9 protein-coding genes are annotated in these 16,066 nt (G+C 30.5%); all 9 read left to right on the plus strand.

The window, feature by feature from the left end; all coding sequences use genetic code 11:
* Nucleotides 1-240 precede the first annotated feature (240 nt).
* The 9 genes from AC27L2_RS07025 (at nucleotide 241) to AC27L2_RS07065 (ending at nucleotide 16,055) form a co-directional block, all read left to right on the plus strand.
* Nucleotides 241-2,616: a GH36-type glycosyl hydrolase domain-containing protein gene (locus AC27L2_RS07025; protein ID WP_487211009.1), complete on the plus strand. Its 2,376-nt coding sequence runs from the start codon at nucleotides 241-243 to the stop codon at nucleotides 2,614-2,616.
* 12 nt (nucleotides 2,617-2,628) lie between these two features.
* Nucleotides 2,629-3,591 carry a glycoside hydrolase family 130 protein gene (locus tag AC27L2_RS07030; protein ID WP_487211010.1) on the plus strand — a complete coding sequence of 321 codons (963 nt, stop codon included), beginning with the start codon at nucleotides 2,629-2,631 and terminating at the stop codon, nucleotides 3,589-3,591.
* Nucleotides 3,575-4,693 carry a carbohydrate-binding family 9-like protein gene (locus AC27L2_RS07035; protein WP_487211121.1) on the plus strand — a complete coding sequence of 373 codons (1,119 nt, stop codon included), beginning with the start codon at nucleotides 3,575-3,577 and terminating at the stop codon, nucleotides 4,691-4,693. The genes AC27L2_RS07030 and AC27L2_RS07035 overlap by 17 nt, the downstream gene beginning before the upstream one ends.
* Nucleotides 4,693-6,024, plus strand: a complete 1,332-nt coding sequence (locus tag AC27L2_RS07040) for a glycoside hydrolase family 125 protein (protein ID WP_487211011.1) — start codon at nucleotides 4,693-4,695, stop codon at nucleotides 6,022-6,024. Before AC27L2_RS07035 ends, AC27L2_RS07040 begins: the two co-directional genes overlap by 1 nt.
* Nucleotides 6,025-6,029: 5 nt before the next feature.
* On the plus strand, nucleotides 6,030-8,609 hold the full coding sequence (locus AC27L2_RS07045; RefSeq protein ID WP_487211012.1) for a glycoside hydrolase family 3 C-terminal domain-containing protein: 2,580 nt from the start codon (nucleotides 6,030-6,032) through the stop codon (nucleotides 8,607-8,609).
* 170 nt (nucleotides 8,610-8,779) lie between these two features.
* A complete protein-coding gene (locus tag AC27L2_RS07050; protein ID WP_487211013.1) occupies nucleotides 8,780-11,749 on the plus strand; it encodes a TonB-dependent receptor in 2,970 nt (989 codons plus the stop codon).
* A gap of 103 nt (nucleotides 11,750-11,852) precedes the next feature.
* Nucleotides 11,853-13,628: a FlgD immunoglobulin-like domain containing protein gene (locus AC27L2_RS07055; RefSeq protein ID WP_487211014.1), complete on the plus strand. Its 1,776-nt coding sequence runs from the start codon at nucleotides 11,853-11,855 to the stop codon at nucleotides 13,626-13,628.
* A 120-nt stretch (nucleotides 13,629-13,748) separates the two neighbouring features.
* The gene (locus AC27L2_RS07060; RefSeq protein ID WP_487211015.1) at nucleotides 13,749-14,936 is read left to right on the plus strand and encodes an MFS transporter; all 1,188 of its coding nucleotides are present in this window, start codon (nucleotides 13,749-13,751) and stop codon (nucleotides 14,934-14,936) included.
* 9 nt (nucleotides 14,937-14,945) lie between these two features.
* Entirely contained in the window at nucleotides 14,946-16,055 is a 1,110-nt protein-coding gene (locus AC27L2_RS07065; RefSeq protein WP_487211016.1) for an ROK family protein, read from the plus strand.
* Nucleotides 16,056-16,066 lie beyond the last annotated feature (11 nt).

Here is a 16,066-nt window from a genome sequence, read left to right on the forward strand (position 1 = left end):
CGCTTATAGCTAAATTGTTTTAACACTAAATCAAAAAAATTATTTTACTTCTCATTTAACTCCGTTTAAATTTATCAAATAATATTTATTGTTATAAAAAAAACTGAATTAAAAATAATTCTTTATTAAAAAAAGAATGAATTTTAATACATAATTTAATTGATTTTATTGAATGGCTTGTATATTTTTCGATAAGTTATTTTTAGAAAAAAATATACTAATTATTTTAAGGGTATTATAATGAAATATGGTGAATTTTCTGAAAATGGTAAGGAATTTATTATCAACAATGTTGCTACTCCAACTCCATGGATTAATTATATTTATAATGATGAATATTTTTCTACAATTTCAAATAATGCTGGGGGTATTAGTTATATTAAAAATCCGCTGCATGGCAGAATTACAAGATATCGTATAAATGAAGTTCCTCCAGATAGGCCTGGTAAATATATTTACATAAAAGACAAGGACAATAACGAGTATTGGACTTTAAGCTGGCAGCCTGTGGGTAAATACAAAGATTCTTATAAAACTATTCATGGTTTTGGTTATACTAAAATTGAATCTTTAATAAATAATATTCGTGCTGAAGGTTTATTTTTTGTACCTTTAAATGACAATAGGGAAATTTGGAAAGTAGCAATTAAAAATGAATCAAACACTGTCCGAAATTTATCTTTATATGCTTATGTGGAATTTGCATTGGGGCATGGATTAATTGACTTAATTAATCAATGTGATGACCAACATTTCAATCGTGTTTATTTTGATAAAAATCTTAATACATTATTTGCAACCAAAACCTACTGGGTAACAAAATCAAATGGAACACAGCAACAAGAAAATCAGGAATGGGACCAATGGGCATTTTTTACTGTTAATTTTCCAGTAACTCAATATGAAACTTTAAGAGAAAGATTTATCGGAAATTTTCGAAATGAAAGTAATCCTTTAGGATTGGAAGTTGATGAATTATCAAATAAAGATACAGATTATGGAAATGCAGTTGGCGTGCTTAGAGTTGATATTGAATTATCACCAAATGAAACAAAAGAAATAATTTTTTCTCTTGGTGTTATTCCTAAAAAAGAATTTAATGAGAAAAAGAAATTAATCGTAAAAAAATATAATGATGCTGATTCAGTAAATAATGCGTTATTGCAAGTTCAGAATAAATGGGAAAAATTTATTAGTCATACTCGTTGTAATACACCAGATAGAGACATAAATATTTTTATGAACTATTGGGTTCCTTATCAGGCAAAAGTTGCTTTTGATGTTGGAAGAGTTGCAAGTTATTATTATTGGGGAATCAGCAGAGGTTTTGGTTTTCGTGATACTGCACAAGATACAATTGCTGTTACAATCGCCATGCCTAAAAAAGCAAAAGAAAGAATTCTTTTGTTATCGAAACAAATGTTCAAGGATGGAAGAGTATATCATCATTTTTATAATGACTCCAATGGAGAACTTACAAAACATTGTGACGACCCTGTTTGGTATATTCTTGCTGTAACAGAATATATACGTGAAACCGGTGATTTTGAAATATTGAATGAAAAAGTTTCTTATGTTGACAGTGAAGAAGGAACAATTTTAAGTCATTTATATTCAGTTGTTAATTTTATCAAGAACATATTAACTGCCAGAAATTTGCCTGTATTTGGAAGAGGTGATTGGAATGATACTTTAGATTATATTGGCGGTGATGATGGTGGTGAGAGTGTTTGGGCTGCTATGTTTTATGTTGCTATGTTGAACAGACTAATTGAGTTATTCCAGTATATTAAAATTGATTACAAAGAAATTGAAGAATTAAAAAATAAGATAACTAAAAGTATTGAAGAATTATGCTGGGATGGTGAATGGTATATTAGAGCATTCGGAAGCGGGAAAAGAAAAATTGGTTCTAAAGAAAATAAATACGGGAAAATTTTTATTAATACTCAATCTTGGTCAGTTATTGCAAATTTACCAGATCGACAAAGATTAATTAACGCACTTGATAGTGTTAGAAAATATCTTGATACGGAATATGGTCCTAAAATTTGTGCCCCAGCATTTAGAGAGATTGATCCAAATGTTGGTTTAATTACGAGATGTGTCGCAGGTAAAAAAGAAAATGGAGGAATTTTTTGCCATCCAATCACATGGCTTATTCAAGCCGAAGCAATTATGAAACGTGGCAATATTGCTTTTGATTATCTTAAAAAAATATTACCTAATAGAATCGATTCGGATATTTTTTCTGTTGAGCCATATGTTTTTTCACAATATATCACAAGCAACGAACATTCATCTCCAGGTAAAGCAAGTCATTCATGGCAAACAGGAACTGCAGCTTGGATGTACAGAATTTTTTATGACTATATTATGGGAATCCGACCTACTTACAATGGCTTAATTATTGACCCAGTTATTCCTTCAAGTTGGAAATCTTTTTCTGTTGAAAGAGTTTTTCGTGGAACAAGATATATAATTGATGTTGATAATGAAGCTGGTGTAGAATCTGGTATTAAAGAACTATATGTAGATGGAGAAAAACTAAACTCTAATATTATTCCAGTATCACAAAAAGAAATCTGTCATGTAAAAGTAATAATGGGAAAATGAAAAGAGGGTAAAATGCTAAAACGGTATTCAAATAATCCAATAATAACAAGAAAAGAGATTCCAGAAATAAAACCTCATCTAATTGATGTTTCTTCTGTTTTTAATCCAGGCGCAATTAAATTTAATGATAAATATTTATTACTGCTTAGAGTGCAAAATAGAGGAAGAGAAACTTTCATAGTTAAAGCTGTAAGTGATGATGGAATTAATTTTAAGGTTGATAATAAAATTGTCAACTTTATTGGTTTGGAAAAACTAACGAAAAAAGTTTATCATGTTTATGATACAAGAATTACTAAGCTAAACGATACTTATTATATTATGTTTGCTATGGATATGGATTATGGGTGCAGACTTGGTTTAGCTTTTACTAATGACTTTGAAGAATATAATTTTTTAGGAATTGTTTCAAATGATGATTCGAGAAATGGAGTTTTATTTCCTGAAAAGATTAATGGAAAATTTTTAAGGTTTGAAAGACTAAATAAAGTTCAGCTTGAGGGTGGACCAACTACAGGAAATACAATTTATCTCTCCGAATCAGAAGACCTTTTAAATTGGAAAATTATTAAGCCAGTTATGTCAGGAAGATTTCATTATTGGGATGAAAATATTGGTTCTGGTCCTCCACCAATTAAAACTAAAGAAGGCTGGCTTCATATATATCATGGTGTAGCAACTCATTTTGCAGCATCAAATATTTATCAAGTTGGAGTTGCACTTCATCATTTAACGGACCCAAGCAAAGTAACTTATCGCGGAAAGTTTAATATACTTGAACCGCGTGAACTATATGAAATGGTTGGACAGGTTCAAAATGTTTGCTTTCCTACTGGTGCAATCGTGGAAGATTATGATGCTGATGGTTATGCATTGAATTCGAGTAAAGTATTAATTTATTATGGTGCTGCTGATACTTCTGTATGTTTAGCTTTTTCAACAATAGGAGAATTGATTGATGCTGCTAAACAATAAAAAGTTTTGTTACTCATTCTTTGTTTTTCTTTTATTGAATGGTTTTTCATTTGCTCAATCAATACCAATTCCTCAAATCGATTTTAATCCTCGAAAATATATTTGTTACTTCACAGATGAGAATATTAATGTCGATGGTAAACTTGATGAATCATCTTGGCAAAAAGTTGAATGGTCAGAAGATTTCTTAGATATTGAAGGAGATGCAAAACCTCAACCTCGTTTTAGAACAAGAGTAAAAATGTTATGGGATAATAATTATTTCTACATTGCTGCCGAATTACAAGAACCGCATATATGGGCTACGTTGAAAAATCGTGATGATATAATTTTCTATGATAATGATTTTGAAGTGTTTATTGACCCAGATGGTGATACACACAAGTATGTCGAATTTGAAATGAACGCATTTAATACGGTTTGGGATTTATTATTGATTAAACCATATCGAGATATGGATAAAGCAGCACTGCATGGTTTCGATATAAAAAATTTAAAATCCGGAGTTCATATTTATGGAACAATAAATAATCCAAACGATATCGATAGCTGCTGGACAGTCGAAATAGCTTTTCCATGGGAAGCTTTTAAAGAAATTACATCAATTCAAATTCCACCTGCTGATGGTGATCAATGGAGAATAAATTTTTCACGTGTAGAATGGAAAACTTATGTTAAAAATAATAATTATGAAAAAGTGATTAATCCAGAAACTAACAAACCTTATCCAGAAGATAATTGGGTGTGGAGTCCTCAGGGCGTTATCAATATGCATTATCCTGAAATGTGGGGCTACGTTCAATTTTCTAATGTAAAAGCTGGTAATGGTAAAGCAGATTTTATCAAAAATGAATTAGAAAATATTAAATGGTATTTAAGAAATATTTACTATCTGCAAAAATCATATTTTGAGAAAAATAAAAAATACGCTAACAATATTTCTTCTTTAGGAATAAAACCACTAAAAACTGATGGTCATAAATACAAACCACAGCTTGAAACAATAAATGATTTTTTCAAATGTTCTATAAAAATTTCTGATAAAAAAAATATATCTATCTACAATGATGGATTAATTTTAATAATAAACAAAAAAAATTAATGAATACTCGTCCAAGCTTAAAAGAAAGAAAATTTATCAGCAAAGCTATTGAAGAAAAAATCAAAGAGATTTCAGATTTTTTGATTGATAAAGACTTAGCAAGATTATTTGCAAACTGCTTTCCAAATACATTAGATACAAGTGTAGTTTTCAAATTCGAAGATGGAATACCTGATACTTATGTGCTTGCTGGTGACATACCAGCTATGTGGCTGCGTGATTCTACTGCACAAATTTGGCCCTACCTTGATTTTATTAATCAGGATGATAATCTCAAATTATTGATTATGGGACTTATCAATCGACAAACAAAATGTATTCTTATTGACCCTTATGCAAATGCATTTAATTACGATAAAAAGGAAAGCATATGGATAAACGATTTAACCGAAATGAAACCTGAATTGCACGAAAGAAAATGGGAATTAGATTCATTATGTTATTATATAAGATTATCTTACAATTTCTGGAAATTAACAGAGGATACTTCCTGTTTTGCAGATGAATGGAAAAAGGCTACTCAATTAATTTATAATACATTTATAGAACAACAGCGTAAAAATGGTAGAGGTTCTTACAGATTTGGAAGAATTACATCTTGGAGTACAGACACAGTTCCTGGAAATGGTTATGGCAATCCAATAAAACCTAATGGATTAATTGTTTCTATATTCAGACCTTCAGATGATGCTACAATATTCCCATTTTTAATTCCTTCAAATTATTTTGCTGTTGTTTCATTAAGACAGTTATCAGAAATGTATAAAGAAATTTTTCAAGATTATGATTTTGCAAGCAAATGTTTATCGCTGGCTGATGAAGTAGAAATAGCAATAAATAATTTTGCAATTTCAAATCATCTTCATTACAATAAAATTATTGCATATGAAGTAGATGGATTTGGAAATAAATTATTTATGGATGATGCTAACATTCCGAGTTTACTATCTCTCCCTTATCTCAATTGTATTGACAAAGAAAATGAAATCTATCAGGAAACAAGAAAATTTATTTTAAGTGAAGATAATCCATATTTCTTCAGAGGAAAATTTGCAGAAGGAATTGGAAGCCCGCACACATTAGTTAATAATATTTGGCATCTTAGCATAATAATGAGAATTATAACAAGTACAAATGAAGAAGAAATTATTCAGAATATAAAATACCTGAAAAATACCCATGCTGATACATATTTTATGCATGAATCATTTAATAAAGATAATCCTTGGGAATTTACAAGAAGTTGGTTCCCCTGGCCCAACTCCCTCTTTGGAGAAATGATATTGAAATTATATAAAGAAAATCCAGATTTATTAAAAAGAACATTTTAATTCTTATGAAAAATCATTTTTCAATCATCATAATTGTTTTATTGTCGAATATTGTGTATGGGCAGAATATCCCTAAGTATTTAGATTATAATTTAACCATTGATGAGAGAGTTCAAGATTTAATTTCAAGAATGACGATTGAAGAAAAAATTTCTCAGATGATTCATAATTCTCCAGCTATTGAAAGATTAAATATTCCTGCATACAATTGGTGGAATGAAGCACTACATGGTGTTGCTCGTAATGGATTGGCTACTGTGTTTCCTATGCCTATAGCTCTTGCATCAACATGGGATAAAGATTTAATATACAAAATCGCAAGTGTTATTTCAGACGAAGCTCGTGCAAAATATAATTTAGCTGTAAAGAAAAATAAAGTTGGAATTTTTAATGGCATAACATTATGGGCTCCCAATATTAATATTTTCAGAGACCCTCGGTGGGGCAGAGGAATGGAAACCTATGGCGAAGACCCATATCTTACTGGTGAATTGGCAGTTCAATTTGTGAAAGGTCTTCAAGGCGAAGATAAAAATTATTTTAAAACTATTGCTACACCCAAACATTTTGCAGTTCATAGTGGACCAGAATCAGAAAGACATCATTTTAATGCTGTTGTTAATGAATACGATTTAAGAGAAACTTATTTGCCACATTTTTATAAATGCATTAAAGATGGAAATGCTCAGTCAATAATGTGTGCTTATAATAGAGTTTTAGGTGAACCATGCTGCAGTAGCAATTATTTGCTGAATAATATTTTACATAAAGAATGGAAATTTGATGGACTTGTTGTTTCGGACTGCTGGGCTATATCGGATATATTTAATTCTCATAAATATACTAAATCATTAGAAGAAGCAGTTTCTTTATCACTGATTGCAGGGAAAAGTTTGGAATGTGGAAACTCTTATCCTTTGTTATTGAATGCACTCAAAAATGGATTAATTGCAGAAAGTGATATTGATAATGCATTAAAGAAAATTTTTAAAATTAGATTTAAGTTAGGAATGTTCGACCCGCCTGATAAAGTTCCTTACAATAAATTAGATGAGAGTTTTATTGATTCAGAACAAAATAAATTGCTTGCACTCGAATCAGCAAAAAAATCTATTGTTCTGCTTAAGAACGAAAAAAATATTTTACCATTAAAAAGAAAATATAAAAGTATTGCTGTTATTGGTCCAAATGCAGATAATCTCGAAAGTCTATTGGGTAATTATCATGGATTTCCATCTAATCCAGTTACACCATTAAAAGCAATTAGAGAAAGAATTAAAGATGTAAAAATTTATTATGAACGGGGTTGTTACTTTACCGAAAATGTTCCATCATTTGATTTGATAAGTAGTGATTATCTTTTTGTATCAAAAGATAAAAAGCAAAATGGTCTAATAGGTGAATATTTTTCTAACACAAACTATACAGGTAAAGCAGTTTTTGAACGTATTGATAGCATAATAAATTTCAGCTGGTTAACAGATAGAACCATCTCTAATTCAGATACATTTAGTGTAAGATGGACCGGATACTTGAGGCCGCCTGTTACAGGATTATATGCAATTGGTGGATATGGTTATAATGGTTTTCGAATTTATATAGAAGATTCACTGATTGTAAATTATTATGGAGAATTTGACCCATCAATTACATACAGCTTTATCAAATTAGAAAAAGAAAAAATGTATAAAATAAAAGTTGAGCTTTATAAAAAAGAAAGATATTCATTCATGCAGTTATTATGGGCTTTACCTCAAGAGTATTCAGAAAAAAATGCAATTGATGTTGTAAAAAAATCTGATTTGGTATTGATGTTTATGGGATTATCTCCAAGACTTGAAGGAGAAGCATTACAAGTTGAATCAAAAGAATTCAAAGGCGGCGATAGATTAACATTAAACTTGCCGAACGTTCAATCAAGATTTATAAAAAAGATTCATAAACTGGGAAAACCAATAATTCTAATTTTGATGAATGGTGGACCTTTATCAATAAATTGGGAAAACAAAAATATTCCTGCAATAATTGAAGCATGGTATCCAGGACAATCAGGTGGCGATGCAATAATGGATATTATTTTGGGAGATTATAATCCCTCAGGAAAATTACCAATAACTTTTTATAAATCTGCTGATCAACTTCCTCCATTTACAGACTACAACATGGACAACAGAACATATCGATATTTCAAAGGAAAAGTTCTTTACCCATTTGGTTATGGATTAAGTTATACAACATTTCAATTGAGTAATATAAAATCTAATAAAAACGTAATTGATATAAATGATACATTCTATGTTTCATGTGATGTTACAAATAAAGGCAAGTTTAAAGGAGAAGAAACAATTCAGTTATATATTAAATACGAAAATGATAGGAGAGAAGTAAAATCATTGAAAGGGTTTAAAAAAGTAATGCTTAATCCAAACCAAAGAAATAATATTAAATTTGAGATAATCCCAGATTTATTAAAAAGGTGGTATGAAAAAGAAGGAGATTATAAGGTAAAAAGTGGCACATATAGAATTATGATTGGCACATCTTCAAAACAAATAATTAAAGAGATTAGGATATTAGTAAAATAAATAAATGTATTAGTTTATTCTATACCAAAATATATTTATTAAATACCTGCAGAAAAAAAATATTTATTATTATTTAATTCTGGTTATTGCATTTTATTTTTGAGAAGTATATTTTTATTGCAAAAAAACTAATCTCTAATTACTTTGAATTAATTAAAAATGAGGTTTGTATGACCCCAAAATTTACATTTCAAAATTACGTTTTATTAATTCTTTTATTGATGAATTCAATCGTGCTCTCTGCACCGGGTGGAAATATTAAAGGAAGAGTCAGAGATGTGCAAACAAAAGAGCCTTTGCCTTTTAGCAACGTAATTTTGGTAGGGACAAGCTTTGGAAGTGCAACAGATATGGATGGTAATTATTTAATTAAATCCGTCCCTGCTGGAAAATATATATTAAGAGCATCATTCCTTGGATATAAAAGTTCTGAAATTTCCATTGAAGTTCAGAATGGAAAAACAACAGTACAGGATTTTTATTTAAGTCCAGAAACTGTTTATGGTGATACAGTTGTAATCACTGCTCAAGCCGAAGGTCAGGCAAAAGCTATTAATGAACAGCTTACATCTATAGCAATTAAAAATGTTGTTTCATTTGCAAGAATTAGAGAATTGCCTGATGCAAATGCTGCTGAATCTGTGGCAAGACTTCCGGGTGTATCAATCATCAGAACTGGTGGCGAAGGTTCTAAAGTGGTTGTTCGTGGTTTATCTCCTCAATACAATAGAGTTACTATTGATGGAGTAGAACTTCCTTCAAATGTAACATCAAGTGACCCAAATGAACATAAATCTGAATATCGAAGCAATGATGAATTATCATTCTCGGAAGATAGAGCAACAGATTTGAGTATGATTTCTTCCAACATGCTTGGAGGTATTGAAGTAGTTAAAGCAATAACTCCTGATATGGATGCAACTTTATTAGGTGGTGTTATAAACTTTACAATGAGAAAAGCAGTAAAAACACAATATGGAGAACCAAGTTTTGAAGTATTTACACAAGGCGGATATAATAATCTAAAAAACACTTATAACGATTATAAATTTGTTGGCTCTTACGAACAAAGATTCTGGAATAATAGCTTTGGAATTTTTTTACAAGGAAGTGCAGAAAAAAGGAATCTAAGTTCTAATGAACTTAATTCTAATTATAACTTTGCTGGAAAATTGTTTGTAACAGATGTAGGCAATCCTGAATTCCAATCAATGAGTTTAACTGATATTGTTAGAGACCGTCATAGATACGGTGCTACACTTGTTCTTGATTATCAATATGAAAATGGCAGCATTGGCTTTATGAACTTCTTTAGCAGAAGTGATACAAGAGCAATATCGAGAAGTGAATCTTATGTTTTGCTTGATGATGATTTATTTTATTCTGCAACTAATTCAAAAAACATACTTGATGTTTACAGTAACTTATTAACAATTAAACATAACTTACTTGGATTTGGAATTGATGCAAAATTATCTCACTCTTTTTCAGGAAGTAAATATCCAGAAGATGTTAGATTTAATTTCTGGCAAAATGCTGCTGGCTTTGCAAATAAATATACTTTGTTGAGATATGCACCACCAAGTGAAATTGTTAAACACGTAATCCATAACCCTGAAAATGCAGCATTTTTTGATATATATAATGTTTCCAATATTACAAAAGACAGAACTTATAATGCAGCTTTAGATGTAACAAGAGATTTTACTATATCAGAATTATTAACAAGTAAAATTAAATTTGGTGGAGCATACCAATTTAGAAACAGAAGTTATGATTATAATGAAAATAGTGGCTCGGTATTTTATGATGACGGAGCTCAGGTATCTGCAGCTATTATGCGTGCATTCCCTCGATTCGGGACAAGTATAACATTTGCAGATTTTATTGATTCAAGTTATAGCTACGGAAAATTTCTAAATGGAGATTATACACTTGGTCCACCTTTCAATGTCAACTTAATGCTTGATGTTATTGAAGTAGCAAAAAAGAATTATGGTGTTGGTGCAGGGGGTGGTGGTTACAAACCAAGAAAATTACAATCAACTTTATATGATTATTCAGGTCATGAAATTAAGAGTGCTGGATATGTGATGGTTACATTAAATATTGGCCAAATGTTTTCAGTTTTACCAGGTGTGCGATATCAAAATTTAACTACAAAATATAAAGGCATTAGAGGTGAACAAGTTCCTGGTGGAATTCAATATACAGAAGCTGAGGAAGAAGTATCTCATGGATACTGGCTGCCAATGTTCCACTTTAGATTTAAGCCATTCGACTGGATGCAGCTTCATATTGCTTACACAAATACATTGAATTATCCTGATTATAATACAATTATACCAAGATACTACATAGGTAATAATTTTATATTGTATAATAATTATCGATTAAAACCTGCCACTTCAGAAAATCTTGATGTTGTTTTATCGGTTTACACAAATAGTATTGGATTATTCAGCATAGGTGGATTTAAAAAGAGAATTGAGAATTTAATTTTCCCAGTAAAAACTTATCCGCAAGATTTTAGTAAATATCCCGAACTTCAAGAAAAGTTACAGAATAAAAAAGAGAAATATACTTTATACACATACGACAACAATTCAATTCCTATAGATGTAATTGGAATGGAAACAGAATGGCAGACTCACTTCTGGTATTTGCCAGGTCCATTATCTGGATTGGTTTTGAATATTAATTACACTCATATTTTCTCAGAAGCTGATTATCCTAAATCATATTTGTACACTTATCTTGATCCTGAAACATATATTCAAAAAACTGTATCTGTTGATACATTTTATACAACCAGATTGCTAAACCAGCCAAATGATATTCTCAATGTTGCATTAGGTTATGATTATAAGGGATTTTCTTTAAGAGTTTCAATGCTTTATCAAGATAACATTTTTAAGAAACCTGACTTCTGGCTGCAGAATAGAGTTCACTCTGATAAATATATAAGATTTGATTTATCAGTTAAACAAGAATTGCCCTGGTTTGGAATTCAAGTATACTTTAATCTCAACAATTTCACAGGCGAAGATGATGTAGATATTAATCAGAAGACCGGCTTTGTTACACTTCGACAACGTTATGATATGACAGCAGAATTAGGTATGCGTTGGAAATTATAATAAAACAAGGAGGTAGACATGAAATGAAATTTAATCCTTATTTAATTCTAATAAATAACGCCTGCAAAGGCAATTTAACAATAACATTATAAGGAGTAATAATATGAAGGTGAAAAAGCATTACATTTATCTGCTTTTATTAATTGTAGTACCATTGTTAAATTCATTATTTGCTCAATCAACAACAGATACTGTTTATATACCTGGTACTCAATCATTAAAAATAAGCGATATCATTAATGCAGATACAGCAGTAACAGCACACCGAGTTTATGTTCTTGACCGTGGGGCAATTTACTATATTGAAAAAGCTTTTGAAATTAATCACCCATGCAAGTTTATAGCAAAAGGGGATCCAACAAAAAGACCACCAGTTTTAGCTCCTGCTATCAGAGCTGATGGTTCTTCAGAAGAATGGTTCTTCAAACTAATTAAACAGGGAATTAAAGTTGAGTTGAATGATTTATACTTGTTATCTATGCGTGCAGATGGTAAAACATTAGGTTGGAGTAGAGCTATACATATTGGTGCAGATAATATTTCTCTTAAATTGAGAAGAGTTGTGTTCGATGGATTTACTGAAGCAGGTATTCGTGTAGATGGTGCAGACTTTGTTAAATTAGATGTTCAAGATTGTCATTTCAGAAATTTTATTCACTCAACTGCATATTTTGGTGGTCAACCTTTCTTATCAGGTGGTCTTGATCAACCAGATACAGTGAAATTTATTAATAATACTTTCTTCGCTTGTAACTCTTATATCTTTTCAATTCGTGGATATGATCCATATTCAGTTTTTGAACATAATACAATTGTATATGGTGCTGTTAATCCATTATTAATTCGTCAAGCTTCTAATTTACATATGAAGAATAATCTTTTCTATGCATCACATGCGTGGGGTGGTGATCCAGAACAAATTATGAATGGCTGGTTCTTGAACTGGCCCGATACTGTATCTTCAGGAATCTATAGAATAAGAAGATCTGGTACTTATCAAGGACGTACAGTTGCAGGTCCAGAAGCTTATGTCGAAGAAGCCAAAGGAATTACTGCGGACCTTTTTGTTCCAAGTAAAAGAGTTCATATAGCAGAAAATAATGTTTATCATTTCCCCGATAAACTTGTTAAGTTTTACAAAGATTGGAATGATACGGTTAAAATTGCTGACAGTGTTGAAGTTCCTTCAGGTGGTAAAGGTTACTTTGTTCGTAAAATTACAATGGCAAGATGGATAAATGATTATAGCCTTTGGGCATTAGATTCTCTTACAAATCCAAAATCACGTGATTATTCACCATTTATCTCTTGCACAAATAATATTGATGCTAATCCAAACTTTACAGATTCAAAAGTTGTTGCTCATCTTGATGAATTAATTGGATATGTATACAGAATTGCTGCACGCAAGCTTGATAATCCATGGCATTATGAATTAAACTTCCCACCCAAATGGCCCTTGCCAGAAAATCTTGCTTATTCAAATTCTGCATTAATGACTTTTGGTTCTGATGGCTATCCAGTTGGCGACTTGAACTGGTTCCCTGAAAAGAAAAATCAATGGCTAACTGGAATTAAAGAAATTGAACATGTAGTTCCTGCTGAATTTTCATTATCAGATGCTTATCCAAATCCATTTAATCCAGAAACAAAAATTAATTTCAGCGTTCCAAAACAAGCTAATGTTAAATTAGTTATCTATAACATTCTTGGACAAAAAGTTAGAACATTAGTTAATCAAGAAATGCAGCCTGGAAAATATTCTGCTTCATGGGATAGCAAAGATGACTCAGGCAGACAGGTTGTAAGCGGTGTTTACTTAATTGGATTTGAATCCGATTCATTCAAAGCTTTCAAGAAAATCGTTTTGATGAAATAGCCTCCTGTTTAATTATATTGTTGGTCAGCCGGTGAATAACCGGCTGACTATTATTTTATCAATTTAGTTCTTAGAAATCTCATTCACATAACTTTTCTATTCACTAAACAAATTATGCTCATGAAAACAAGAACCTTTCCAATCTATTTAATTTTTTTATGTATGGGTTTTGGTGATGTTGTTGGACCATTAGTTGGTTTAGCTAAAGAATCTTTTACTCTATCCTATACTATGGCTCAATTAATTCCTTTTACAGGATTTATAATGTTTGGATTACTTTCAATACCTGTAGGAATAATTCAAGATAGAGTTGGGAAAAAAGTAATTTTAAATATTGGTTTAATAACAGCATTAACAGGTTTATTTCTTGCATTAGCAAGTGGATTATATGGAAATCATGTTTCATATAAAAATAACAATGCTCTTAACTTTTATTTGTTATTAATTACAATTCTTGCTTTATGTGCAGGGGCAACAATACTTCAAGTTGTTGGTAATCCAATTGTATATGATGTTTCACCCGAAGGGAAATATTCAAGAAATTTATCTTTAGCACAATTTTACAAATCGATTGGTTCATCTTTTGGATTTTTACTTCCCCCAATTGCTGCAATTTATTTTGGTTTAGATTGGAGTATTTTATTCCCTGTTTTTGCTGCTTTAGTTTTATTTACATTTTTTTCTGTTCAGCAATTAAAGATCGATGATAATAAATTGGAAAAAAATCATGCAACATTTAGTTCATGCTTTAGTTTGTTAAAAGAAAAATATGTTGCTTTAATGGTGATTTCTATATTTCTATATGTTGGAGCAGAAGTATCGATGAGCTCAGGTATTCCAATTTATTTGAAAGAATATTTTGGGAAATCAGATTATTCATTATGGCTTAGCTGGTCTTTATTTTTTCTCCCTTTAGTTATTGGAAGATATTTTGGATCAAAAATTTTAAATAAGTTCCATGCAAAAAAATTTTTTATTGTAACTACATTACTTTCAGTTACGGGTTTATCTTTTTTATTTACTGCAATTGATTATTTAGTTTATGCTGGAATCATAATTGCAGGTTTTGGGTTTGCAAATATTTTTCCTCTAATATTTTCAATAGTGATTGAAAAATTTCCATCAAGGTCGAACGAACTTTCTGGCTTAATGATTTCTGCAATATCTGGCGGAGCAATTGTGCCATTAATTATGGGGAAAATTAGTGATATCAAAAATCTATTAATTGGGTTTACTGTTCCCTTAATTTGTTTATTATACATATTACTTACAGCAATAATCTCATATAAAAAATCTCAAATGCAATGAGGAAAAATTATGAAATCAGATTCACGAATTGTTATGACTTTAGATGCGGGAGGCACAAACTTTGTGTTTTCTGCTATTCAATCTGGCAATCAAATTGTTGATGAAATAGTATTTAGTTCAGAAGCTGATAATCTTGATAAATCTTTAAAAAATATTATTGATGGATTCACATTAGTTAAAAGTAAACTTAATGTTCCACCAGATGCAATAAGTATTGCTTTCCCAGGTCCAGCTGATTATCCTAATGGAATTTTAGGAGATTTAGGAAATTTACCAGCTTACAGAGGTGGAGTTGCATTAGGTCCATTGCTCAAAGAAAAATTTAATTTGCCAGTCTTTATAAATAATGACGGTGATTTATATGCTTACGGCGAAGCTTTATGGGGTTTTCTTCCATGGATTAATAATGAATTAGAAAAATCAGGAAATCCAAAACGTTATAAAAATCTTATTGGAATTACTTTAGGTACTGGATTTGGATTTGGATTGACAGTAAATGGTGAATTATACATTGGAGATAATTCAATGGCAGGAGAAATCTGGTTGTTAAGAAATAAAATATCCCCGAATGAGTATGTTGAAGAACATGCAAGTATTAGAGGAGTAAGAAGAGTTTACAGCGAGAAAGCAGGAATTAATTTTTCAGATTCACCTTCTCCAAAAGAAATTTATGAAATTGCATTAGGCTTAATTCCTGGAAATAAAAATGCTGCTATTGAAGCTTACAAAACAATGGCTCAAGTGGTTGGTGATGCAATTGCTAATGCTGTGACATTACTTGATTGCAATGTTGTAATTGGCGGAGGATTAGCTGGGGCAAGTTCTCTTTTCATGCCTTTCTTAATTGAAGAAATGAAAAGCTATTATGTTAAATCTTCTGATGGAACAAAAGTAAAAAGATTAATGGCAGAAGTTTATAATCTGACAGATGAAAATGACATGAAAAAATTCTTGCAAGATGAATCAGTTGAAATAACAGTTTATGGAACAAATGAAAAAGTTAAATATAACTCATCAAAAAAAATTGGTGTGGGCATTTCAAAATTAGGAACAAGCAAAGCTATAGCTCTTGGAGCTTATTCTTTTGCATTAAACGAACTGAATAAATATGATAAATAATTTTTAGAAAG

The organism is Rosettibacter sp. KY25 (assembly GCF_057554405.1).

What these genes read in the sequence shown, in the direction of transcription:
- AC27L2_RS07035 (WP_487211121.1), top strand. Translation starts at nt 3,575, where the DNA reads ATGCTGCTAAACAATAAAAAGTTTTGTTACTCATTCTTTGTTTTTCTT.
- AC27L2_RS07065 (WP_487211016.1), top strand. Translation starts at nt 14,946, where the DNA reads ATGAAATCAGATTCACGAATTGTTATGACTTTAGATGCGGGAGGCACA.
- AC27L2_RS07025 (WP_487211009.1), top strand. Translation starts at nt 241, where the DNA reads ATGAAATATGGTGAATTTTCTGAAAATGGTAAGGAATTTATTATCAAC.
- AC27L2_RS07040 (WP_487211011.1), top strand. Translation starts at nt 4,693, where the DNA reads ATGAATACTCGTCCAAGCTTAAAAGAAAGAAAATTTATCAGCAAAGCT.
- AC27L2_RS07055 (WP_487211014.1), top strand. Translation starts at nt 11,853, where the DNA reads ATGAAGGTGAAAAAGCATTACATTTATCTGCTTTTATTAATTGTAGTA.
- AC27L2_RS07060 (WP_487211015.1), top strand. Translation starts at nt 13,749, where the DNA reads ATGAAAACAAGAACCTTTCCAATCTATTTAATTTTTTTATGTATGGGT.
- AC27L2_RS07045 (WP_487211012.1), top strand. Translation starts at nt 6,030, where the DNA reads ATGAAAAATCATTTTTCAATCATCATAATTGTTTTATTGTCGAATATT.
- AC27L2_RS07050 (WP_487211013.1), top strand. Translation starts at nt 8,780, where the DNA reads ATGACCCCAAAATTTACATTTCAAAATTACGTTTTATTAATTCTTTTA.
- AC27L2_RS07030 (WP_487211010.1), top strand. Translation starts at nt 2,629, where the DNA reads ATGCTAAAACGGTATTCAAATAATCCAATAATAACAAGAAAAGAGATT.